Source organism: Peribacillus sp. NPDC006672 (genome assembly GCF_050274955.1).
Lineage (GTDB): Bacteria > Bacillota > Bacilli > Bacillales > DSM-1321 > Peribacillus.
On sequence record NZ_JBNNOR010000005.1, the window covers coordinates 151,809 to 176,551 of the forward strand.

General features: G+C 37.2%; 16 protein-coding genes. 12 read left to right on the forward strand and 4 right to left on the reverse strand.

Annotation, left to right across the window (positions count from 1 at the left end; genetic code table 11):
- The first annotated feature begins 30 nt into the window (after nt 1-30).
- The 3 genes from ACQKKK_RS10185 (at nt 31) to ACQKKK_RS10195 (ending at nt 6,079) form a co-directional block, all read left to right on the forward strand.
- Entirely contained in the window at nt 31-3,930 is a 3,900-nt protein-coding gene (locus tag ACQKKK_RS10185; protein WP_427616033.1) for a TIM-barrel domain-containing protein, read from the forward strand.
- A 703-nt stretch (nt 3,931-4,633) separates the two neighbouring features.
- Nucleotides 4,634-4,999 carry a hypothetical protein gene (locus ACQKKK_RS10190; protein ID WP_427616035.1) on the forward strand — a complete coding sequence of 122 codons (366 nt, stop codon included), beginning with the start codon at nt 4,634-4,636 and terminating at the stop codon, nt 4,997-4,999.
- A 375-nt stretch (nt 5,000-5,374) separates the two neighbouring features.
- Nucleotides 5,375-6,079, forward strand: a complete 705-nt coding sequence (locus ACQKKK_RS10195; RefSeq protein ID WP_427616037.1) for a TerC family protein — start codon at nt 5,375-5,377, stop codon at nt 6,077-6,079.
- Nucleotides 6,080-6,254: 175 nt separating this feature from the next.
- Here ACQKKK_RS10195 and ACQKKK_RS10200 read toward each other — a convergent pair whose 3' ends face one another.
- Entirely contained in the window at nt 6,255-7,736 is a 1,482-nt protein-coding gene (locus ACQKKK_RS10200; protein WP_427616039.1) for an aldehyde dehydrogenase family protein, read from the reverse strand.
- Between the two features lie 507 nt (nt 7,737-8,243).
- Between ACQKKK_RS10200 and ACQKKK_RS10205 the strand changes: the two genes are divergently transcribed.
- From ACQKKK_RS10205 to ACQKKK_RS10240, 8 genes are all read left to right on the forward strand, one after another.
- Nucleotides 8,244-10,070: a sigma-54-dependent Fis family transcriptional regulator gene (locus ACQKKK_RS10205; protein ID WP_427616040.1), complete on the forward strand. Its 1,827-nt coding sequence runs from the start codon at nt 8,244-8,246 to the stop codon at nt 10,068-10,070.
- 234 nt (nt 10,071-10,304) lie between these two features.
- The gene (locus ACQKKK_RS10210; protein ID WP_427616041.1) at nt 10,305-11,432 is read left to right on the forward strand and encodes a histidine kinase N-terminal domain-containing protein; all 1,128 of its coding nucleotides are present in this window, start codon (nt 10,305-10,307) and stop codon (nt 11,430-11,432) included.
- 750 nt (nt 11,433-12,182) lie between these two features.
- On the forward strand, nt 12,183-13,604 hold the full coding sequence (locus tag ACQKKK_RS10215; protein ID WP_427616043.1) for an APC family permease: 1,422 nt from the start codon (nt 12,183-12,185) through the stop codon (nt 13,602-13,604).
- A 264-nt stretch (nt 13,605-13,868) separates the two neighbouring features.
- Nucleotides 13,869-14,627 (forward strand): hypothetical protein, encoded by a 759-nt coding sequence (locus ACQKKK_RS10220; RefSeq protein ID WP_427616044.1) that lies wholly within the window; start codon nt 13,869-13,871, stop codon nt 14,625-14,627.
- Between the two features lie 264 nt (nt 14,628-14,891).
- A complete protein-coding gene (locus ACQKKK_RS10225) occupies nt 14,892-15,887 on the forward strand; it encodes a cation diffusion facilitator family transporter (protein WP_427616045.1) in 996 nt (331 codons plus the stop codon).
- A gap of 223 nt (nt 15,888-16,110) precedes the next feature.
- Nucleotides 16,111-16,860, forward strand: coding sequence for a Cof-type HAD-IIB family hydrolase (locus tag ACQKKK_RS10230; RefSeq protein WP_427616046.1), 750 nt, complete (start codon nt 16,111-16,113; stop codon nt 16,858-16,860).
- Between the two features lie 175 nt (nt 16,861-17,035).
- Entirely contained in the window at nt 17,036-18,034 is a 999-nt protein-coding gene (locus ACQKKK_RS10235; protein ID WP_427616047.1) for an NAD(P)H-dependent flavin oxidoreductase, read from the forward strand.
- Nucleotides 18,035-18,421: 387 nt separating this feature from the next.
- Nucleotides 18,422-20,815 (forward strand): YhgE/Pip family protein, encoded by a 2,394-nt coding sequence (locus ACQKKK_RS10240; RefSeq protein WP_427616049.1) that lies wholly within the window; start codon nt 18,422-18,424, stop codon nt 20,813-20,815.
- Nucleotides 20,816-21,031: 216 nt separating this feature from the next.
- On the opposite strand, the gene ACQKKK_RS10245 is transcribed toward ACQKKK_RS10240, so the two are convergent.
- From ACQKKK_RS10245 to ACQKKK_RS10255, 3 genes are all read right to left on the reverse strand, one after another.
- Nucleotides 21,032-21,631, reverse strand: a complete 600-nt coding sequence (locus tag ACQKKK_RS10245; RefSeq protein ID WP_427616050.1) for an exonuclease domain-containing protein — start codon at nt 21,629-21,631, stop codon at nt 21,032-21,034.
- Nucleotides 21,632-21,904: 273 nt separating this feature from the next.
- On the reverse strand, nt 21,905-22,786 hold the full coding sequence (locus ACQKKK_RS10250) for a helix-turn-helix domain-containing protein (protein ID WP_427616051.1): 882 nt from the start codon (nt 22,784-22,786) through the stop codon (nt 21,905-21,907).
- A gap of 333 nt (nt 22,787-23,119) precedes the next feature.
- On the reverse strand, nt 23,120-23,746 hold the full coding sequence (locus ACQKKK_RS10255) for a CAP domain-containing protein (RefSeq protein ID WP_427616052.1): 627 nt from the start codon (nt 23,744-23,746) through the stop codon (nt 23,120-23,122).
- A gap of 665 nt (nt 23,747-24,411) precedes the next feature.
- On the opposite strand from ACQKKK_RS10255, the gene ACQKKK_RS10260 reads away from it, so the two are divergent.
- The gene (locus ACQKKK_RS10260; RefSeq protein ID WP_427616053.1) at nt 24,412-24,573 is read left to right on the forward strand and encodes a hypothetical protein; all 162 of its coding nucleotides are present in this window, start codon (nt 24,412-24,414) and stop codon (nt 24,571-24,573) included.
- Nucleotides 24,574-24,743 lie beyond the last annotated feature (170 nt).

Genomic DNA, 24,743 nt, shown 5'->3' on the forward strand with positions numbered 1-24,743 from the left:
AGAATTTATAGTTGTAGGGGAGGTATTTTGTTGAAAAGAAAAATGAAGATAGCTAATAATCTTAAAAAAATTGCAAGCTTGTTTTTATTAGTCATCCTAGGGTTAATAATAGTTCCTTTAACTGGTAACGCCTTGGAGGAGAATAGTGTAAATAATTCGGCTGTTGCTAATGAAACGTTTAAGAAAATTGGCATAGTAACCAAACTCATAAAAGATGGAAATGATGTATATCTTGATTTATCAACAGGTGAAAAAATAAAAATTAGTTTCCTTAAGGATAACCTATTTAGATTACACTTGGACCCAGAAGGGGATTTTCCGGAATATCCGACTCCTAATAAACCAGATCATGTCACAAGGATAATTGACAAAAATGTGAGCGATTACAATAAAAAATACGGAAAAATAAATGTAAAGGTTAATAAAAACGATGCTTATTTTTATAAGATTTCTACAAAATCTGTAGAGTTAAGAATTGAAAAAGCTTCTTCAAAGATGAGCTTATATGATAAATCTAAATCCAAGGTACTTTGGAGTGAAAAAGAGCCGCTTAAATATAATGATGGAAAAACACTGCAAACTCTAGATACAAAAGATAATGAATATTTTTATGGTGGTGGACAACAAAATGGATACTATTCACATAGAAATACAACAATAAATATTGCAATTGGTGGTGGTTGGGATGCAGGTGCTGCTTCTAGTCCAGTTCCATTTTATTTAAGTACAGAAGGCTATGGTGTGATGCGTAATACATTTAAGCCAGGCGTTTATAATTTTTCTAAAACAGCCACCCTTTCTCATAATGAAAATAGATTTGATGCTTATTATTTTGTAGAAGACTCAATTCCAGAGATCATTGGTGAATATACCGAATTAACAGGTAAAGCTGCACTTATGCCGAAATATGGGTTTTATTTAGGGAAGGCTGATTGCTTTAATGGAACTCATAATGGTCATAAGGACCAAAGAACACTATTAAATAATGGACTTAATAGTTTAAATGAATATGATAAGAATGATATGCCTCTAGGTTGGTTTTTACCAAATGATGGGTATGGATGTGGTTATGGTGGATTAGACAATTTAAAGAGTTTTGTCGATGAAGCTAATGCAAAAGATGTTGAGGTAGGCTTATGGACACAAAGTAATCTATATCCGAATCCTAGTTTACCAGGGGATAGCCCTTTACAGAGAGACCTTGACGGAGAAGTTCAAGCTGGTGTAAGAGCAATAAAGACTGATGTTGCTTGGGTTGGACAAGGTTATTCCATGGCTTTAGATGCGACACGTCAAGCAGCAGAAGGAATACAAAAAGTAGAAAACTCTCAAGGAGCACGTCCTTTCGTCATTTCTCTTGATGGATGGGCAGGTACTCAACGTTATGCATCATTGTGGTCTGGTGACCAATATGGCGGAGATTGGGAATATATAAGAATGCATATTCCAACTTACATTGGAGCAGGCTTATCAGGAAATCCAAATGTTGGTTCAGATATGGATGGTATATTTGGAGGAGATAAAGTCATCCAGACACGTGATTACCAATGGAAGGCATTCACTCCTATTCAAATAGATATGGATGGATGGGCATCTTCAGGTGACGATTATAGTAAATCGAAAAATCCTTGGAATTATGGAGAACCATATGCATCAATTAATAGAATGTATTTAAAGTTGAAAGCTCAAATGATGCCGTATATTTATACGCTTGCAGAAGAATCAACATCAAAATCAATGCCTATGATTAGGGGGATGATGCTAGAATACCCGAATGATCCATATACGTATGGTACAGAAACACAATATCAATATATGTGGGGACCTAATTTATTAGTGGCACCAGTATATAATGAAAATGATCATGCAGCCGGTGTAAGAAACGGAATTTACCTTCCTGATGAGAATCAAGTTTGGATTGATTATTTTACAGGAGACCAGTATAAGGGTGGTTCAGTCATCAATAATTTTAGTGCTCCATTATGGAAGGCCCCTGTATTTGTTAAGGCGGGTGCTATTATTCCAATGTCACCTGAAAACAATTCTATTAATCAATTAGATGGCTCTGATAATAGAATATTTGACGTGTACCCATCGGGTAAATCAAAATTCACATTATATGAAGATGATGGAAAAACCAATGAATATAAAAAGGATAAAAATACTAGAACCAATATCACTTCAGATGTTAAAGGTGAAAGAGTTGATATAACGGTTGGAAAGGCAAAAGGAAAAGGTTATAACGGCATAGTTAATAATAGAGGTACAGAATTTATAGTAAATACACGTAAAAGTCCAAAGAATGTATCTGTAAAGGTTGGAGGTAAAGACGTCGTATTAAGAGAAGTCACAACTGAAGAAGATTACAAAAGTTCTGATAATGTTTATTTCTTTAATGAAAATCCAACCTTAAATAAATATTCTACAGAGGGTTCAGAATTTGAAAAAACGAAGATTACTACATCACCTAAACTCTATGTCAAGGTTGGGAAAACTGATGTTTCAGCAAATACTATTAAATTAATAGTAACTGGTTTCAATAATACCCAAGTTAAGGATGTAGTAGATGAAGCAGTACCAAATGTTCCAACAGGCCTGGGAGCAAAAGATTCAAATATTACGGATAATAGTATCAAATTAAATTGGGATAAAGTTGATGGTAAGAATACTTATGATTTATTGATTAATGGTGTAATTTATACAAATGTGTTTAAGGCAACCGATAGTGAACAAGTACCTTTCTATGTACATTCAGGATTAACAGCTGATACAGAATATTCTTACAGAGTTAGAGCAGCAAACTCAAAGGGAGTATCAATTTGGAGTGATGAAGTTAAAGCTAGAACAAAGCTTGATCGATATCGAAACGTACCTAAGAATATGACAGCAAAAGCAAGTAGTGAACAACCGGGCAGCGAAGGATCTAAAGCTGTAGATGGCGATGATAATACTTTATGGCATACTGAATGGTCTGATGGAAATGTATTACCTCATACCTATGAAATTGATATGAAGTTAGCTTACCAATTAGATAAATTAGAGTATCTTCCAAGACCTGATGCTGGAAATGGAACCATCTTAAAATATAATTTAGATGTCAGTTTAGATGGTAAAACGTACAAAAATATTGTCACTAATGGAACATTCGAAAGAAATAAGGATGTTAAAACCATTTCCTTTAACGATAACCTGACAGCTAGATACATTAAGTTGACAATTACTGATGCTGTAGGAAAATTTGGTTCTGCTCAAGAATTTAGACCATATAAAAAAGATAAAACAGTAGGAACGGTAGTGGGAGAAAATATACCAAATGGTGCAATTGATGATGAAGATCTACTATTCTTTGCTAGCTACATGGGTGTTGATAAAACAGATACAGCATGGGATCAGGTATCAAAGGTTGATATTAATTACAACGGGGTAATTGATGCTTATGATTTAATGTATGTAGCAGGACAATTAGGAAAAACACCACTTATAGCAACAGGTAGTCCAATTGCTGGTTTAATAGATATTAGACCTAATAAAGAACAGTTAAAGGCAGGAGAAGAATTTTTAGTAGAAATAATGGGAGTAGGATTAAAGGATATCAATGCCTTTAATTTAGAGTTGAAATTAGACCCGAATAAGTATGAATTGGTTAAAGAATGTCAACCTGATGGCACATGTGATTCAAGTATTGTTCAACCAACCAATGTAACTAAGGGTATGCTAAATTACTCTATACTTGCAGGTATAGGAAATACTGAACAACGGATTATGGCGGCATTTTCCAATAAAGGATCTCAACAAACATTAGAGGGTAAAAATACATTAGCCACCATAAGACTCAAGGCTAAGAAAGATATTGATTTTGATATGCCAATAACAAGATCCTTGCTGGTTAATACAGCTTTTGACTCAATTGATAAAATTGGGGAGTATTAATTCCAGGTGAAGAACCAGGTGATATAGACCAACCTGAAGAGCCAAAGAAATTATCATTAACGAAAAGGGATCTGACTGTTACAGGAGAAGTAGAAAAAATGCCAGGTGGAGCTGCCGCTTTTGATAGGCCTATAGACGAAGATCTAAGAGGGTTCATTGGCCGAATAAGAAATGGAGTTTAACATCTGAAGATGGAATTTGACTATCTTAAATGTGGAGTGTAACTTTCATAAACCACAAGAAGTTCTAAATAGTGCTTATGTGGAATCCAAAATAATGAGTCCGAGGCAATCAGCAAGAGAGGCACCTAAAATGAAACAGATAAAAGATATTAGATAAATAATAATGTGTAGCAGTCACTTCTATTAGCATTAAGGGAGCGGCTCTTTTTTAATTAATGAGTATGTAAAGTCAAATACACTAACCAAACTTTCCTTTTTTACAAGGGTAAGACTCATATCACTTATGATATTATAGAGGCCATTTTCTTAAAGCAATATTTTTGGACAGAAATTAGCGTTCAGCAGCAGAAACTGTGCAGCAACAATAAAGTCGTTTAATATTGAAGTTTCAAACTCGCAAAACCGTTATAAATTTAGATCAAATAAGATATTTAATTTCAATCCTGTTATAAAGTGATAAACCCAATAATAATGATAATAAAGTTGTTAAAAAATTGCACTGTAAAAACCTTGAGGTTACTATGAACAAAACTGACCTAGTGAATACTGTGGCAACACAGGAGAAAGGCATGCTGCCTGATTGTATCATACGAGGTTTTTCGGGCCTGTTCCGATTTTATAAGGTTCATGAAGTAAAAGGTCGTTATATTGGTAAAAGTTTTGAAGCTGATATAAAGACTATCGAATTTTTCAAGGAACAATGGCTTGGTTATGAGAGGGGAGAAATCCCGCTTAGACAATTGATAGAATCCACCTTAAGTAATCAATATCTTTGGGGGAAGGATTTGAGCGATATCCCAAACCTGGGAAACGAAATATGTCAATATTTAGAAGGGATTGAACGACTGAAATTATCGGTTGTTGGGCTAGTTAAAGTTGATGAATAACCTTACATTCTTTTATTTTATAGCCCGTCAGCAGTGAATGCTTGCACTTTTATGATCAGTAAAAGTGAAATGAACATATGTTTTCTAAAATGTATGTGCAAAAATATTCCTTATTTTTCACTTTATTTTATTTGTAATTTTGGTATAATTGATTAGTGATATAATTACTTGGTAGTTTTCTAATGGAAAGATATCAAAAGAATTACATATTCTTTATTCCCGTAAAGGGGAGTAGCGTCAGGTATAACCTGAAATAAAGTCGTCATTACGTGGGAATTCCACCGGCTTTATTGGCCTAATTCATTTAGTGCTTAGCGAGACCTTTGCCATATATGGCAGAGGTCTCTTTATTTTTGTATAAAGGAGGAAAATGTATTGGATTTTTTAACAGGTGAATTTATTTCAGGACTTTTAGCGATCATTATGATAGATTTGGTTCTTGCCGGCGATAATGCGATCCTTATTGGATTGGCTGCAAGAAAGCTTCCAAAAGATCAGCAAAAAAAGGTAATAATATGGGGAGCGGTTGGGGCAATAGTGATAAGGATCATTGCAACGCTGCTGGTTGTTGTAATCTTAAATGTGCCTGGACTGCATTTAATAGGGGGATTACTTCTGGTATGGATCGCTTATAAGCTCCTTATCGATGAAGAAGAACATGATTTGAAGCCTGCAGACTCCATGTGGGCTGCCATAAAAACCATTATTATTGCAGATGCTTTGATGGGATTGGATAATGTCCTAGCGGTTGCAGGAGCTTCTCATGGTAACTTCACTTTAGTGGTAATCGGTTTACTTGTATCCATTCCAGTAGTGATGTATGGAAGCACTTTGATCTTAAAACTGATTGAACGCTTCCCATTCATTATAATAATTGGTGCGGGAATTCTAGGTTGGACAGCTTCTAAAATGATCGTAGCTGAACCGTTCATGCACGACTACTTTGTAAATCCCTTCATCAAATATGGATTTGAAGCAATAGTCGTGATTGGAATCCTGGTTGCTGGAACTTCAAGACAGCAAAAGATAGAAAAAGAGAAAGCAAACAGCGATAAAATGCAAATTGAACGTAATGGATAATGGAGACCAAGAGACCTTTCGAAAATGAAAGGTCTCATCTTTTTGTCTAAGGCCGAATTGATATAAGTTACCAAAACAAGGAAAGGGTGTACCAAAGTTGGTACACCCTTTTGCAACTATTAAAGGAAACGATGATATGCTCTTTGTCTTAATGCATGAAAAGAATATGATTTTATTAGTTTAAGTTAATCCATACACTTTTAACTTCGGTATAATTATCCAATGCATAACTGCCCATTTCCCGACCGATTCCACTTTGTTTATAACCACCAAATGGAGATGCTGCATCAAAGGCGTTATAGCAGTTTACCCATACTGTACCTGCTTTTAATTCATTAGCCACATAATGGGCTTTTTTTACATCTTGTGTCCATAAACCAGCAGCCAATCCATATTCAGAGTTATTTGCACGGTTTATCACATCGTCCAAATCATCAAAAGGCATTGCAGCTACAACAGGACCGAAAATTTCTTCTTTAGCGATTGTCATTTCATCTTCAACACCAGCAAATATTGTAGGTGCTACAAAATAACCCTCGCCTTGTCCGTAATTGCCCCCTGTAACTACTTCGGCTCCTTCATATTTCCCTTTTTCGATATAACTGCCCACTCTTTCCAATTGTTCACTGGATACCAAAGGCCCTATCTGGGTAGATGGATCAAGACCTGCCCCTTGTTTAATATTTTTTGCGTGGGACACTAAGTCAGCTACTACGTTATCATAGGATTTCTTCTGAATATACAGGCGGGAACCGGCAGAGCAAACTTGTCCTTGATTAAACATGATGCCCATTAAAGCACCCGGAATGGCTTTACTCATATCTGCATCCGGTAATATGATATTAGGTGATTTCCCGCCTAATTCCAACGAGATTTTTTTCACGGTACCCGAAGCTTGGCGCATGATCATTTTCCCTACTGAGGTTGAACCTGTAAACGCAATTTTATCGACATCAGGATGGTCTACAAGCGGTGACCCTGCTGTTTCACCAAATCCAGGTATCACATTAAGAACGCCAGGAGGAAAACCTGCTTCAAGCGCCAATTGACCTAAATATAATGCTGAAAGAGGCGTTTGCTCCGCTGGTTTTAAAACGATCGTACATCCGGTTGCAAGGGCTGCACCTAATTTCCATGCCGCCATAAGTAGAGGGAAATTCCAAGGGATGATCTGTCCTACCACTCCAACTGCTTCATGACGGGTATAATTAAAGTAATTCCCTGCAACAGGTATGGTTTGACCTACTATTTTAGTGGTCCATCCAGCGTAATAACGGAAGTGATCGATTGCAAGTGGGACGTCTGCATTGGTGGTTTCGCCAATTGGTTTACCATTATCTAGGGTATCTAATTGTGCTAACGCCTCTTTATGATCTTCCATAAGATCAGCTAATTTATAAATGAGACGACTGCGTTCTGATGCACTCATTTTTTTCCAAGGACCGTTGTCGAAAGCCTTACGGGCTGATTTGACGGCTTTATCTACATCTTCTGGTCCTGCTTCACTCACAATGGCCAGAACCTTGCCGTTTGAAGGATCGAGGGTCTTAAAGGTTTTTCCTGATGCAGCTTCCACCAATTCCCCATTAATCAAAAGCTTTTTAGTTCCTTTTAAGAAATCTTGCACTCGCGGATTAAGTTTAATAGTTTGTTCCATGTATATTACCCCTTTTCAAAGTAAAGTTCGTTAATGAAAATCTGTTCGGATATGGCGTTCTCTAAGTATAAGGATCAGGCATATGCTTATGTCTTCAATTTATCTTTGGCTGATCAGTAGCATGCATGAGTTTCTTCAGTCCTTGGAATCTAAGGCTTTCGAATTTCCGAAGTGTTTTCCCCCCTTATCAAAAAGGAATCAATTTCTCGTCATGTAATTATGCAAGACTTATGCCATTAACAAAAAAACAATGAAATCAATCGAAGAGGAGCGAAGGAAGGCACCTAACTGTTCCACCTTGGAACAGTTAGGTGTTCCAATATGGAGCAAAAAAGCAAAGCTCAGTTTTCATTTTGGTTAAAATCTGAATTTTCTGTTATGATTAAATTATATGGATTCCCCCTTAATGCTCTGAAACTGAAGAAAGCTTATAGTGACCTTAATGAAAAAATGAATTAAAATAACCGTTGCCGTTTATTGGATTTTACATATGGGAGGACTTATTCAATGTCTGTTAATATTAACGCAGGTAAAGAAACCATTCCGGCATTTATTCAAGAATCATGGAAGCGGTGCCGTTTAAAAGGACTTCAGCCAAGCATGATGGATAAGGAAGATCTGCTTGGCGAATTTGAGTTGGCTGAATATCACGATCAATACGCAGAACTCCTGTACCATTCTTCCCCCCTTTTAGAAGAAGTCTATAGTTCGATCAATGGCCTGGAGTCGATTTTATTACTTGCTGCTCCTGAAGGTTATATCATCGAAACAGTTGGCGATCCAGCCTTCATACGGCATGCAGATAATGTTTCCCTCAGAAAAGGGGCCAATTGGCTAGAGGAATCAAAAGGGACAAATGCAATCGGAACGGCCATAGTAGAGAAAAAACCTGTATTGATTCACGGCAATCAACACTTTCATCAGGATAACCATTTCCTTACTTGTGCCGCGTCCCCCATTTATCACCCTGATGGGCATCTACTAGGTGTTTTGAACTTAAGCAGTCATCAACAGAATTATCATCCTTTTTCCATTAGTTTAGTTCAGAGGGTGGCAGATAGTATCAAACAGGCACTCCAATTGTCCCATACTCAAAAAAGGGAGAAAAACCTTTACTTTATATATGATCAATATCCTGATCCTCTAATTACAATTGATAAAGAGGGCAAAGTTACAAATCTCAATATTGCGGCATCAAATGTTATTGGCACATTGAAAAAACCGATTTCGAATATAATATCAGGATTAGACCCACTTGTTTTAGGAAAGAAGATTTCAATAAAAGACCAGGAATTCGCAGTTCAAACCCTTGGTGAAAACATGGAACATCAATCCTCCGTGATCCTACGGTTAAAAAAACAAAAATTGAATGATGGTTTAACTAATCGATATCAATTTACCGATATGATTAGTAATGATCCACAAATGAATCAAACCATATCGATTGCTAAAAGAGCTGCAATGCTTGATATCAGCCTGCTAATTACTGGAGAAAGTGGAACGGGAAAAGAGCTGTTCGCTCAATCCATTCATGGGTTTAGCTTAAGAAGTGATAAACCATTCATCGCGATCAACTGCAGCGCAATACCCGAAAACTTATTGGAAAGTGAGTTATTCGGGTATGAAAAGGGTGCCTATACTGGCGCAAAAAGCGGCGGGCATAAGGGGAAGTTCGAAGCTGCTGATGGCGGAACCCTGTTTTTGGATGAAATCGGGGACATGCCGCTTTCAGCTCAAGCGACTCTGCTTCGCGTACTTCAGGAACGATGTGTGACGCGTGTCGGCGGACATGCTTCCATTCCAATCGATGTAAGGATCATTGCCGCCACCAACAAAGACTTACAAAAAGAAATGGGAGCGGGAGAATTCCGTGCCGATTTATTTTTCCGACTGTGTGGATTATCTTTAAAACTTCCAAATTTAAGGAGTCGTAAAGATTTATTACTGTTAGCAGAATACATTTTAGCTGATATACCTTATAAGAAAGAACATACCGAACTAACGGACGATGCTAAATCATTCATTTTGGAATATTCTTGGCCAGGAAATTTCCGCGAATTACAAAACGTGCTCGGACAGGCTGTATTCCTAGCTGACAATGGTCCGATTACAAGGGGCACGCTCAGGGCACTTTGCCCTGTTTCCACTTCACTGGAAGAAAGAGCAGATACCGATCGGGAACCAAAAAACTTTCAAGAACAAGAAACCCAACTTATTAGGAAAGCGTTGGAAAGAACAAATGGAAATATTAGTACCGCCGCAAAACAACTTGACATCGGCCGAAATACACTTTATAGAAAAATAAAAAAGTATGGAATCGCCTTTCAAAAGTAAGAGATTCGCAGGATATAAAAAGGTTCCTTTTTATTACATTTCTGACTCCCCCTGATTTGTTCGGTTCTTTGTTATCGCAAGCACTATATGCGGACCAGCATACCTTATTAAAACAAGCTACATTTCAACTTCAAAAACAATAATATATGAAGTGCAGAAAATCAAAATCTCATATAGAATGATGTTATTGATATAGAATCTAAAATTCCGCAAGGGGATGTGGTGGTCAAAAATATGGAGTTGTCATTTGAACATATGAAGTATAAAAATGTATTGATTCAATATCTGGAAGAAAATAAATCTTTGTTTTTAAATGAATGGAACGAGACCATTAAGATCGATGAAATAGACCCCTACAAAGAAAAAATTAAAGAAAATGGATATGGTATGTACTCGCTGGTCATCCAAACGTTTAAGGACGCATTGTTTGAGGACGTGCTGATAAAATTAGCATACCAGATTGCGAAAGAACGCCTTGAAGCTAATATCAACATCGGAGATTTTCTATATAATATAAATTTAGGGAGAAATATTATAATCAGGAATGTTTTTGGGGCCGATATCCCCATTTATTATATGCAAAAATTCATTAATGAAATCAATTTGCACTTTGATACGTTCAGCTACCATGCCGTTACGAGATATACGAATCTTACAAATGAAGTGATTGAGGAAAAAAAGTCTTATATCAGTGAAAACCATAAAGATAAATTAGCGGTACTGGGACAGATATCATCAAGCTTTGTACATGAGTTCCGAAACCCGCTTACAGCAATCATGGGGTTCAATAAATTACTGAAGAGGGAGAATCCAGGCTTAAAGTATTTGGATATCATTGATTATGAATTAAATCAGTTGAATTTCAGGATAACACAATTCCTGCACACCTCTAAATCGGATTTTAATGAGGAACAAAAAGAAGAAATTTCCGTGTTAAAGTTAATTGAAGAAATACAAGAACTGACATACGCGAATATTGTGGATGCCAGCGTTAATGTGGAATTAGATATTTATCCTAACTTAGTTATGACAGCGAGCAAAGATGGGCTGAAACAAGTGTTCTTGAATCTTTTTATTAATTCCATTGATGCATTAAAGGATAAGGAACACCCTAGAATTTTAAGGATAGACTCTTTAATTGAGGCAAATGAGAAAATAATTCGAATTTCAAATAATGGGCCTCCCATTGCCAGTGAATTGATCGAATCAATTTTTGAGCCCTTTGTCACAACAAAAGAGTTAGGAACGGGAATTGGATTATATGTATGTAAAAAGATCGTTGAAAGGAATGATGGGTATATGAAGTGTGTCTCTAATGAAAATTTAACCACATTCAGCATCCATTTCCCAAATTTATCATAATTTGAATAGTGTTTGATTATGTTTTTATTTTTTTCATATATACAATTACTGCAGCAATAAGTTTTTTTGAACTTGTGATTGATGTAATGACCGAACGTTTACACTTTCCGTTTGAGTATTGAAAAAAACTTATTATGATACTTAATTCGAAATGCCCTTATCTAATTACTTTTATAGTTTCTAATATTATTTAATACATAATCTATAATTATCGTTAAATGCAAAAAAGAGCAGTAATAAACAATTATGAAATATCATAATAAATTAAGTGATTTTAGGAAAATGCCTACATTCTCTAAACTTTGAGTGTAGGCATCTTTTTTATGGTATCATTAATTATCAGAAATTTCTAATTTTACAAAAAGGTGTGATTCGTATGTGAATTAAATAGTAAAAATAATTAATAAATGATTCGTTTTTTTTCTTTTCGATTCATTAATGAATCGAATCTATGGACGTGAACAATCCAAATCCTTATAAACTAATAAATATTTTTTGGCATGGATATTGCTATTATTTATAATATTACAAATTTTTAGTGAGAGAGGATGTTTTTATTTGAGAAAATAGTCAGGTAAGAGAATTTGGTGGAATCAGATACATAACCAATTATTCCTTAATGTCAGCACTTTTAATGTAGAAATGTCCATAAGTTCTATACATATCAATCAAATGCTTTTTTATTATTATTTCTTTGAAAAAGGTTCTCAAGTTTTTGTTTTGTTCTACAGTTTTTCGAGAAAGGGATGGATGACCATTAAAGAAACTAAAAGTCTAAACAAAGTTCTTTCTAAGGTAGATATATTATTTTTGGCATTCGGGGCCATGATTGGTTGGGGTTGGGTAGTATTATCAGGTACTTGGATTGAATCTGCAGGTACACTTGGAGCGATGATAGCATTTTTAATAGGTGGAGTATTGGTCACTTTTGTAGGTCTGACCTATGCAGAATTAGCTTCAGCCATGCCCGCTGCTGGAGGTGCCCTATCTTATGTATTAAGGGGCGTCGGCCCTAAAGCTGCATTTGTAGCATCATGGGCCCTCGCATTAGGTTATATATCTGTGGTTGCTTTTGAAGCGGTTGCTTTGCCAACTGTCATTGAATATGTATTTCCAAATTATAAGGTAGGATTCATGTATTCTATTACTGGATATGATGTGTATTTAACATGGGTGCTTGTTGGGGTAATAGGTTCCATATTAGTTACACTGATTAATTATTTTGGTGTGAAATCGGCTGCCATTCTCCAAATGGTTTTAACCATCGTAATAGGTCTCATTGGTTTGATGTTAATCTTTGGAGCCGGATTCACTAGTGATTTGGGAGATGCGAAACCACTATTTTTGGATGGCACAGTAGGAATCATAACTGTACTGATCATGACTCCATTCATGTTTGTGGGCTTTGATGTAATACCTCAAACAGCTGAAGAAATGAATGTTGAGCCGAAATTAATTGGGAAAATTCTTGTATTTTCAGTAAGTCTTGCCGTTATCTGGTATATTGCAATTATATATGCTGTAGGAGTTTCTTTAGATAACAGTATTATAGGAAGTTCTGTTTTACCAACTGCAGATGCTATGGCTAAAGTCTATGGATCGAGTATTTTTGCAACCATCTTGATAATAGGTGGTGTTGCAGGTATTTTGACGAGCTGGAATGCATTTATCATTGGCGGAAGCCGAGTTCTTTATTCAATGGCGGAAAAAAAGATGATTCCAGCTTGGTTTGGTAAATTACATCCGAAAACAAATACGCCGACAAATGCTGTTTTGTTTATAGGTGCTTTATCCATGATTAGTCCTTTATTAGGGAGACCTATGTTAGTTTGGTTGGTGGATGCTGGCGGACTGGCTATTGTATTGGCATATTTATTCGTAGCTATCGCATTTGTTCAATTGAGAAAAAATGCTCCTGAGATGGTAAGACCTTTCCGTGCTGGAAAATCAAATATGGTGGGCTGGATCGCATTGATTCTTAGCGTAGGATTTATTGCCTTATACTTACCAGGTATGCCAGCGGCTTTAATTTGGCCTTATGAATGGCTGATTTTTGCAGGCTGGTGGGCTATTGGTTTTCTCCTCATGTTTAAAATGAGAAAAAATTATAGTTCTGGCGAAATGAAGTACAACACAGTCCATTTGCCAATGGATGAGGTAAAAGAAGGGTGATCTGAGCCATTTTTAGCGAACAATATGCAATAAAGATTGATTATTCTATAAAAGGGCTGCTCTTTGTGAGCAGCTTTTTTGCTAGGGCCAAAAGGATGGTAATCATTTCGAAAAAACTCGTGGGAGATTTGAATATAAACGGTTTTCTATTCCCTTCTGTCTGGCTGATTTTTAGTGCAGACGGTGATTATGATCCTCATTCATTTGCAACTTTGAAATCCTTTGCTAGAATATAATCTATAGAAAAGATTAGGAGTGGTTACTGTGGCTGAAACTCCAGCTGAAGATTTGATTCATTATATCGCACCAAAAGGAGAGTATATCCCTTTTTTAGAGGATACGGACTATATCGCTAAAGGTTTGGAATGGAAATTATTTACGGCCCGTTCCGTAAAAAGGGAACTATTATATAAAAGCGGTAGCTTTCAAGGAAAAGTCAAATTGGCAGGGTATGAACAATATGGCAACGGTCTTGACACGGTAGTCGTTGAATTTGAAAATGGTAAGCTTAGTTGCATTCACCCTTCCTATTTAAAGGAAATGCAAAGTTCCAGTTTCGGAAAAGAGTTGTTGAGTGGACCGGTTTCCGAAACATCCGCAGTACCAAGTGAAAAGGAACAGGTGATAGATGCTCCAATTACGGAAACTTCCGATCAGCTAAGTGAAGAACCAAAAAAAGCAAAAACCAAAAGTAAAAGGACGACAGCAAAACCTAAATTGGAGTTACCTGGAGAAAAAGTTCATTTCACCGCATCCGTCAAGGAGTTCACGGCGAAAATGAACCATTTCACTGGTGAAGAAGATGAAGTCATACTTTTAGGGAATGTCAAAGTGACAACGGAACCTGAACTGACAATCGGTGATGCTTGGTGTGGATATAGCAAGACATTAAAAAAAGCTGAGCTCGAAGAAGGGGACGAAATCGAATTTGATGGAAAAGTGGTCGATAAAAAATACAATAAAGAAATACGATATAAAGTTAATAATCCATCTAAGTTAGTGAAAAAGGGGATGGACGCTTAAAATGCATGAAGTCATACAAAAAAGGGAGTAAGCCGCTGCTTACTCCCTTTTTTGTATGCATCTCTCATTGCATTAATCAGTTCCAAATAGTTTTTTGTGATCTGGAATATATTCGTGTGTGGTAGGTACAACATATAACACCAAAGTAATGCCAGGTCATTCTCCATTCGGATCGTTAGGGGTTTTTCCCTTTTGTGGTTTCATATATTCAAGTGTTGGGGATAATACATTAAGATAATTGAAAAGAAAAGGGGGGGCTTTTATTTGAAAGAGTTATTTCGGTTATTAAAACAAGGAAATAAATCGGCGTTCATTGCTGCCTGTGTAAATAGTATCATCGCTGTGCTTAAGGGGATTGCTTATTTCATGACAGGGAATGTCGCTATGTTTGCCGAAACATTACATACTTTGGGTGATGCTGCGAATCAGTTTTTCGTCTTTATTGGTTCAGCACTAAGTAAAAAGTCACCAACTGAACGATTCCCTGATGGCTTTGGGCGTTTAGTTAACCTTGTATTATTAGGTGCGGTATTGGTTGTCGGGATCATGTCTTATGAAACGATTAAAGAAGGGTTCCATCACATATTGCACCCTGTAGAATCAACTGGAATCATTATTAATTTGTCCGTTCTTTCCTTAGCGGTTGTGTTGGAATCATATGTTTTATTTAAAGCGATGAAAGAAGTGTTGCATGAGACTGGAATCGAAGCAAAAGGAGCAGCCGTCATCTTTAAGAGTTTCAATGGTTTAAAACGGGCAAAACCAGCAACGAAATTAGTATTCATGGAAGATATGGTGGCAACTGGGGGTGGGGTGGTTGCGATAATTGCCATTTTATTAGCAAACTTCACGTCCTTCATTCAAGCGGAAGGTGTCGCTTCTGTCATGATTGGTCTCGGAATGTTCTATGTAGTTGGAAGGGTGTTCCTTGACAATGCTGCGGGTGCTCTTGGGGAAGCGGATATAGAAATGCGTCAAAAGATTGGAACTTTGGTCATGGATGACCCAGATGTAAGGGATATACAGAAACTGGCGGTATTAAAAGAAGGGGAAGACTTTCATGTAGAACTTGAAGTGGAACTTGATCCCAATATTTCAATTGCCCACGCTGATGACATTAAGGACCGGCTGTTTGATGAGATATTCAAGGAAAGAGGAGTAACGGATGTCATTATAGAATTTGATGAAAATGATGGTGTCCCAAAATGGGAAGGTCAGATTGAAAAAGAATTGAATGAAATGGAAAAGGATAGGGAGTAGCAGGTGTTTGGTTGGTATAATATAAATTGTTCGGAGTAGGATATTTATGATTGATTAAGTATCAATGGAACCTGATGAAAAAGGTCTGATATCTCAATTTAAAAATGGAGATATCAACCTTCCTTCATAGGAATGCCTGTTCAATTCTTCACGTTCTTTCCTTACGTAAGGAAAATAAGCTATCATGGAGTTAGATACATAATGAAGGATTAAGAAAGGGTGAATGAGAATGAAGAAACCAGATATTAAATTAGTTGCACTTGACATGGATGGCACGCTTCTGAACATCGCAGGAGCGATTTCTGAAGAAAACCGGAGAGCGATTAAAGAAGCTGAAAATCAAGGGGTTTTTGTTGTATTGAGCACAGGAAGATCCTATGCGACATGCAGTGATTTCGCAAAGTCAATGGAACTCCAATCATACCTCATAACGGTAAACGGAAGCGAAGTTTACGATAATCAAGGAAAACTGGTGGAAAGGAATATCGTTGATAGTGAGTCCATACAATGGATGTGGGAATTAAGCCAAAAACATGGTACACATTTTTGGGCAATAAGTTGCGATAATATTTACAGGGCTGAAATGCCTGAAAAAATCCATGATTCGCAATGGCTTAAATTCGGTTTCGATACAAAAGATGAAGCCACCCGCCAAATCATCATGGATGAACTGATATCAAAAGGAAACTTTGAAATAAGCAATTCAAGTCCAACGAATATTGAAGTGAATGCCATGGGTGTCAATAAAGCGAAAGCTATAGAGCTTGTTTGTTCATTGCTCGATATTACTATGGATAATGTGATGGCGGTAGGAGACAGCCTTAATGACCTTGCCATGATTTCTGAAGCAAAAGTGGGAGTTGCAATGGGAAATGCCCAAGAAATTGTGAAAGAAAAAGCAGATTGGGTTACAGCAACAAATGAAGAAGACGGTGTGGCCAAAGCCATTCGTAAATGGGTGCTTTCAAACTAAATCGTAACTGTATATGGGGCGTTTTTCCATATGCAGTTTTTATTGAATTGGCCTTAACGATATGGAAAGTAAAAGTAGCTCCTGGATTAATTTCTTGAAAATTGTGTATATTAGAAGTAAGATAATCTAGTAGTGTTATATTTTGGTAATGTATTAAAAATGGGAGGTTTCATAGATGAGAAGAAGTTTGCCGGAACATTGGTGGAATCAATTATCTTTACCAGTTATCTCAGCACCTATGTTTTTAATATCTGGTCCTGAGCTGGTGAAAGAATGCTGTTTAAATGGGGTGATTGGCTCTTTTCCAGCGCCGAATGCGCGGCCGATAGAGGTATTGGATCAATGGATGGGTGACATAAACGATACACTGATTGCTGCAAGGGTTAAAAAACCAGACAGCAAGATTGCTCCATGGGCAATGAATATGGTTGTCCACCGTACTTATAGCCGTCTTGAAGAAGAGCTGGAACTGGTCAAAAAGCATCAACCTCCCGTCATCATTACTTCATTAGGTTCACCAAAACACGTGGTGGATGTCGTACATAGTTATGGCGGTTTGGTCTTTTCAGATGTCAGCAGTGTGGAATTTGCAAAAAAAGCTGCTGCGTCAGGTGTGGACGGATTGATCTTAGTTGCTGCGGGAGCCGGTGGTCATGCGGGTGAGATAAATAGTTTTGCTTTCGTTGACAGTGTAAGGACATTCTGGGACGGAATCATTTTGCTTGCTGGGTCCATTAGTACTGGTCACAGTATCTTGGCAGCTCAGGCTGCAGGAGCAGATCTAGCTTATATGGGTACACGTTTTATCGTGGCAAAAGAGAGCAGGGCAAATGATGAATATCGTGAAATGCTTGTCGATTCTGATCATGAGGACATCATCTTGACTGATGCATTTTCCGGCGTTAATTGTAATATGCTGAAACCGAGCATCAGAAAGGAAGGCATGGACCCAGATCAATTAGCAAAAAAAGAAAAAGTCGATTTTGACAGCATGTCCAAGTCATCCGAGTCTAAAGCGTGGCGGGATATTTGGTCGGCAGGCCATGGTGTAGGGGCAATAAGAAAAATTGATACCGCTGCCGGCATCATCAAACAATTAGAAAGAGAGTATCATGAATCTTTAGAGACATTGACAGGGCAGGCGGAAAAATTAAAAGGAATTATATCAAAATAATACGAAAACGCTTCAATTAATTATGCAAATATAGTTTATTATCATACATAAAGGGTATCCATAAAGGATGCCCTTTTTTGCATTTTTTCACCTGATGAAAAAAGTCTCATCTGTTAAAAAAATACAATGTAAATAGAATATACAGAGAAAAATAGTAAATATAGGATGTGAAACAGTGATATATTATTGATATAAAGATGGATAAGTGTTATATTGATTTTCGTGATAATGACCGAATGATCGAAATAGTCATTGTTTGTTTTGAAAGTTATATATTAAATATATATTGCAGAAGCAAATGATTTAATTATGTATTCTTCAACCCATTTTATCACTGAACTAGATAAATTATACGGCATATTCGTCGTAAAGGAGGAATTGTTAGGCGTGTTAAAATCTTTAAAGGGTGAATTTTTAGCCATACTAAAACATCCTATGATACTCATTTCCATAATAGGAATTATAATGATCCCCTTATTATACAGTGGTACGTTTCTATGGGCATTTTGGGATCCATATGGTAAGGTGGACAAATTGCCTGTTGCCATTGTCAATATGGATGAGGGAGCCGAGTTCAATGATTCGGAACTAACAATAGGAAAAGATTTAATCAAAGAGTTAAAGGAAAAAAAGGATTTCGATTGGCATTTCGTCAGTCAAAAAGAAGCTAATCAAGGTCTGGAAAATCAAGATTATTACATGAAAATAGAGATCCCGAAAAACTTTTCGAAAAATGCAACGACCTTACAGGAGGATAATCCGCAAAAACTTGATTTAATTTACACGTCTAATGAAGGTTTCAACTATATATCTACTAAAATAGGTGACGCAGCTTCAGAGAGAATCAAAGGGGAAGTTTCGTCTGCCGTTACGAAAACCTATGCGGAGTCAATGTTCGACAATTTGAACGAAGTGGCTGACGGACTCAAAAGTGCCAGTGATGGAGCTGGAGAATTGAAAGATGGAACAGATACGGTGAAGGACGGAACAAGCGAACTTGGTGATGGGATTAACTCAGCTAAAGAAGGTTCTAAAGAATTGGATGAAGGGGTTGATTCCCTTCATTCAGGTTCCGTCGAGATTCATGAAAACCTGGAAAAACTAGCTGAAAAATCATTGACCTTTTCGAATGGGGTCGGTTCGGCAGCTGCAGGATCTAAAGAGCTCAATCAAGGGTTACAACAATTTAGCTCTGGTGTTGGACAAATGAAAGATGGACAATCCGAGCTTTTGCAAGGAGCCAAGAAATCTGAAGCAGGAACCGGTGAATTGGCCTCTGGACTACAACAGTCATTAGAAGGCTTCAATCAAATAGAAGAAAAGCTGCCCGCTTTGACAGAGGGGGCAAATGGCGTAGCTGCAGGTGCTGATCAGCTTTCAGGTTCATTGTCTGAATGGAGTGAAGCATCGAGCGAAGCGAAAGCGGGGGCATCTGAGGTTTCAGCAGGTTTGGAAGAAGTTATTTCCGGATTGAAACAACAATCTGAAGCTACGGATGATCCTGCCGAGAAAGCACGTTTGGATGGAGTGATCGCTTCTCTATCCCGCATCAGTGAAGGTAGTAAAGGTGTTTCTGAAGGAGTGGGAAAACTATCAGCCAGTGCATCTGATATTGCAAAAGGCTCAAACAGTCTTAGTGATGGAGCAAATCAGCTAGGTGAAGGCACAAGTGCGCTAAGCGGTGGTTTTACTCAATTGAAGCAAGCTCAGGATAAACTCGCCAATGGAGCGAATGAACTGAAAAATGGTCAAGGTCAATTGGTGTCTGGATTGACAACTTTTGGAGACAGTATAGATTCAGCACAGAGTGGGCTTGGACAGTTGAACGAAGGCACCAATAACTTGGTAAGTGGCCTTGATCAGCTTGAAGATGGCTCAAAGCAATTATCAAGTGGAACCTCACAGCTTTCGGAAGGCTCGAAAGGTCTGGTTACAGGAACGGATAAGTTGAAAGAAGGTTCCTCCAGCCTTACTAGCGGTATGGGAGAACTGGCAAATGGAGCTATTAAGTTACAAGATGGAGTTGCTAAACTTTCAGATGGATCTGGAGAATTACATGACGAATTGAAGGATGGGGCAAACGAAGCTGGCGACATAAAATCCAATGAAGAAGTATATGACATGTTTGCAAGTCCAGTTAAACTGGATAAATTGCCAATAAATAATGTACCTAACTATGGCACTAGTTTTGCACCATATTTAATTTCATTGAGTTTATTTATAGGGGCAATCGTTCTGACAATCATTTTCCCGTTAAGAGATCCTGCTGTTAAGCCTGCAAGTGGATTTAGCTGGTTTCTTAGTAAATACAGTGTCATGGCTGTCATAGGAATCTGTCAAGCCATAATGGTTGACTCGATTTTAATTTTAGGACTTGGAATTGATGTTACGAGCCTGCCGCTATTTTTTGCAGTAAGCATTCTTGCTAGCTGCACATTCATGGCCATCATTCAGTTCCTAGGTTCAGCCTTTGATAATCCTGGTCGGTTCATAGGATTATTAATGTTGATTCTTCAACTGACCAGCAGTGGCGGAACATTCCCAAATGAATTGGTTCCTGGCTTCCTGCAAGGGTTCACACCATTCTTACCGATGACTTATTCTATTAATGCTTTTCGGGCAGTCATCTCAACAGGAGATTATAGCTTCATGTGGCATAATCTTAGCATATTGGCCATATTCCTTGTTGTGGCATTAATATTATCAATCATTTACTTTATTTACAGGTATAAAAAATTGAATGGTACATTAGATGAAAAACAGGAAGAGGCAACTGTATAACAATGAAAAAACAGCGACCCATGATGGGTCGCTGTTTTTTTTCATTAATACCCTGATAATTTATGCCAAGCTCTTTTAAGAAAGGCGTGAAAAAAAGCCCCCGTTAATCACACCCGTAGATTTACTGCTGTTCACATGGAAAGGGAAATATGTAAAAAAACGTTTAAAGTGACAAAACTATGGTGATCACTTGTACAGGGGGGGAAATTATAAACCCTATACCCTTGTCTTTTGAGAAGCAGGTGCATATTTCTTCATCGGATTTTTAGCAATGACATCTTTTAAATAAGGAAGACCAGAAGGACCAGGTTTCCTCATAAGTTCCATTAGGTAAGAAATATCGTCTAGAGCCCTGTGTGTTTGGAAATTGGTAATATTATGTGCCTGCAGTAATGTTAAGAGTTTACTATTCTCAAACCCGTATTGCTTCCAAGGAACATTCCGCATCGTACAGAACCACTTTTGATCATTGATTTCTGGATACATTTGGTAGAGAAAACTTCTATCGAAAGAAGCATTATGTGCGAAAATCGAATCAGTGCGGGCTATTAAGGATTTAATTTTTTCATCGTGAAAACTTTTTCCTTCCACAGTGCTATATGGAATTCCATGAATTCTGTATGCTTGATTATAATTCATTCTTGCTTGATAGGAGAGAGGCTCCCTTAAAAATGATTCTTGATCAATAAGATTAATAATTTCCCCGGTTTCACTGCTATAGGTAAACAGTATAAGGGCAAGCTCGATAATTTCATCAGAAGAGGGACGTAAACCAGTTGTTTCTACGTCTAGCACTAAACCTATTCTATTAGACAATTTTTTTTCCTCCAGTTGGGTTACATTCATCTATTATAGCTGACATAGGATGGCGATTGGAAGTGTGATGCATTTTTTTTAGGCATTCCCAAAAATCGAATTGATAAGTGAAGGAATTTCAGAATGAGCTGCATGATACATGCTGGTTGTGGACGAGGATAACCATAAAACCAAATAGTTTAAAGCTTTTTCCATTAAAATCGAACAATTCTATAAAAAAAGATAGAGATTGCTTTGAAAAAGCACTCTCTATCTCTTTCTATCAATTGAAGTTCACAAGCATTGTAAAATGCTTTCCAGTTCATCGTCGACGATTTGTATGGTTTCTTCGTTTTTTTGAAGTCTGAAAATGCTCTTGGATTTATTTATATATTGTAGTCCTTCGTCAGGTTGCTGAAGATGAATCAGATTCATACCAGTTAAAAGATGGAGTTCTGCATATAAATATAATGATTCTGTCGAATTACAAATGTTGATCCCTTTAAGGGTATAATTTAGCGATTCCTGATAGTAATGAAGTTTAGACAAAGTCTGTGCTAATCCATGAATAATCTTCACGACAATGGTACCTTCTTGATTCACATGGGGAATATTCTCGATGAATTCCAATGCTTCATTGAAGATGGTGATGGCCTCTTCATAATTTTTCGTTTTAAAATGGATGATTCCGATACTATTTAAAACTTCTATCTCCTGTTGATGAAGAATGACACGTTTCCCCATTGTAATCTGAATGGCCTCATTCAATAAGTCTATAGCCTTTTGTTTGTCATTGTACAAGTAAAAAAGAGATATACCTTCATGCCATTTCAAGAATTGATAAAATGATATCGATTTTTCCGGTGCCGTTGCCATTTCTTTTTGGACTATTTCATAGATTGCTTCAAAATTACGTGTGCGTTTATATTTGTTTATCAAAAGTTTAATGGTTTCTATGTAATTATATATTGGTTCATTTTTGGTAGTGAAGAAATACGGCAGGTCAACTTTAAGTTTATCCGCAAAAAGTGCCAATTCATCAATTGTCGGAGAAGTGATGCTCCTTTCATAATCTAACAGGGTATTAGGTTCACATATATCCTTTGCCAGTTCTTCTCTTGTAAGGTTTTGTTTGATTCGTAATTCGTTGATAACAGAGCCAACCTCTATTTTCATTGCAATTGCCCCTTTATACCTATGTCTAGAATTCTATTTTAACATAATTTTATTTTTATCAGTAAAATAATTGAAAAATAGTATGATATAACTACTTTAAGTGTTTTTCCTGTATATCCGTCCAACAAAAAAAGAAATGACGTACGATTTTTTATTGAAGCGATCAAACTGCATGACGTCTTTTCCATTTAAAGTGAGAAAGATCCCTCTACCTTTTTGCCGAGAGTTCATATTCATGGTGAATAGGTTCATATAACGGATGAGGGAAAGCCCTAGATTTGGAATTGAAGATAAGGATAAAAAAGAGGCGGCAATCTGCCGCCTCTTACGATTTCAATTTCCAATGAATTGCTGGGTCCAATAGTGGGAGTATTTCCCTCCTGTCGCATGCCCAATTCCAATATGGGTATAGTTCTTGTTGAGTATGTTTGCCTTGTGTCCAGGACTGTTCATCCAAGATTTCATGACAGCATCTGCACTAGGTTGACCTGCTGCGATATTTTCCCCTGCGTATTTGTAGCTGATCCCAAAGGATTTCATCATATCGAAGGGCGATCCATAACTTGGGCTTGTGTGATTGAAATAATTCTTATCACGCATATCTTCAGATTTCATATTTGCAATGTTGGAAACGGCGGTATCCATTTCAAGGGAAGGGAGGCCCGATTTTGAACGTTCTTCGTTAACTAAACTAAGAACCTGCTGTTCAACTGACTGACCTTTTTCTTGATTAGTTGTGTAGATGGTTGAAGGAAGATTTATGATTTGTCCTGCTTGAATTTGATTTGAATTGTTTATACCAGTGTTCGTTTTAAGTATTTCGGAAAGGCTGACTTCGTATTCAGATGCAATATTCGTTAGGGTATCCCCTTTTGCTACCACGTAAGTATTTGCTCCCTGAGCAACTGCTGGAGATAATAGGGATAGAGAAAGTGCTGATAAAAGGATGATTTTCTTCATTTTGTTTCCTCCTAGTAGAATATCTGGATTGGAAGTCTAGTATCCTATAAAAATTGTTGTATGTAAAATTAGGTCATTCCCATTCTTTATTGGAATAGGCAAAAGGTAGCGAATGGGAACATGCATGATGAGGGTCCATATGACCTGAAAGTGTTTTCAGTAAACCAAAATCATAGGGCTTTTTGATAGATGGGAAGAATTATTCCATGTAAAAAAAGAATCATTTTTCGTTTGCGGGCTAAGTTTTTCATGCTAAATAATATGGACATCAAAACGATAAGCATATATATGGAAGGAATTATAATAATGATGGAAATGATAATAATTTCCCTTAGGATTGAACTTTATGGATTTTAAGGCCTGGAAGGTATCTGGAAGGATAGATATTAAATATACAGGGGATATTTTCCTGTTGAATATTATCCTGAAAAAGAGATTTAAGACAAGTTTTTGTTTTCAAATCAAGAGCACTGTTAGAGGGGAATGATGCGGAAATCAATCCTTATGAACTTGCACTGTGATCAATTTTGCAAATGGGTGTGAAGCCCAGGAAGAAGTTAAGGATAAAATGCTGTTATTCTCAGTTCATTTCCATCGCAACAAATCAAATGACTTGATGATAGGATGATTTGGGAAACGGCACGGACTTATTTATAAGAGAAAAAATGACGACGGGATTAAAATATGTGGCTTTAATGAATCGGGTCGTTATCTATGGCGGGACCCATGGTGGTATACGGACAACAGGAATGTATCCTGATCAGCATAAATGTTATTTCTTATTAGAGTATGAGGGAACCCGGACTGTCTTCAGTGTCATTCTTTAACGAATTCATCCGGGTTTTAATTATAAAGGACGGATATAAGGACACGCCATTGTGTGTTAAGGAAAGGAGTTTATCATTTGCCGCCAGAAGACTCCCTCTTCAAGCGGGTGAAGGGCGAGAGCCCAACGGTAAGGGGGAGATGAATGGCGGTTGGCCTAAGCCAAAGTATT

What these genes read in the sequence shown, in the direction of transcription:
- ACQKKK_RS10190 (WP_427616035.1), top strand. Translation starts at nt 4,634, where the DNA reads ATGAACAAAACTGACCTAGTGAATACTGTGGCAACACAGGAGAAAGGC.
- ACQKKK_RS10200 (WP_427616039.1), bottom strand. Translation starts at nt 7,736, where the DNA reads ATGGAACAAACTATTAAACTTAATCCGCGAGTGCAAGATTTCTTAAAA.
- ACQKKK_RS10205 (WP_427616040.1), top strand. Translation starts at nt 8,244, where the DNA reads ATGTCTGTTAATATTAACGCAGGTAAAGAAACCATTCCGGCATTTATT.
- ACQKKK_RS10210 (WP_427616041.1), top strand. Translation starts at nt 10,305, where the DNA reads ATGGAGTTGTCATTTGAACATATGAAGTATAAAAATGTATTGATTCAA.
- ACQKKK_RS10215 (WP_427616043.1), top strand. Translation starts at nt 12,183, where the DNA reads ATGACCATTAAAGAAACTAAAAGTCTAAACAAAGTTCTTTCTAAGGTA.
- ACQKKK_RS10230 (WP_427616046.1), top strand. Translation starts at nt 16,111, where the DNA reads ATGAGAATGAAGAAACCAGATATTAAATTAGTTGCACTTGACATGGAT.
- ACQKKK_RS10235 (WP_427616047.1), top strand. Translation starts at nt 17,036, where the DNA reads ATGAGAAGAAGTTTGCCGGAACATTGGTGGAATCAATTATCTTTACCA.
- ACQKKK_RS10250 (WP_427616051.1), bottom strand. Translation starts at nt 22,786, where the DNA reads ATGAAAATAGAGGTTGGCTCTGTTATCAACGAATTACGAATCAAACAA.
- ACQKKK_RS10255 (WP_427616052.1), bottom strand. Translation starts at nt 23,746, where the DNA reads ATGAAGAAAATCATCCTTTTATCAGCACTTTCTCTATCCCTATTATCT.
- ACQKKK_RS10260 (WP_427616053.1), top strand. Translation starts at nt 24,412, where the DNA reads ATGACGACGGGATTAAAATATGTGGCTTTAATGAATCGGGTCGTTATC.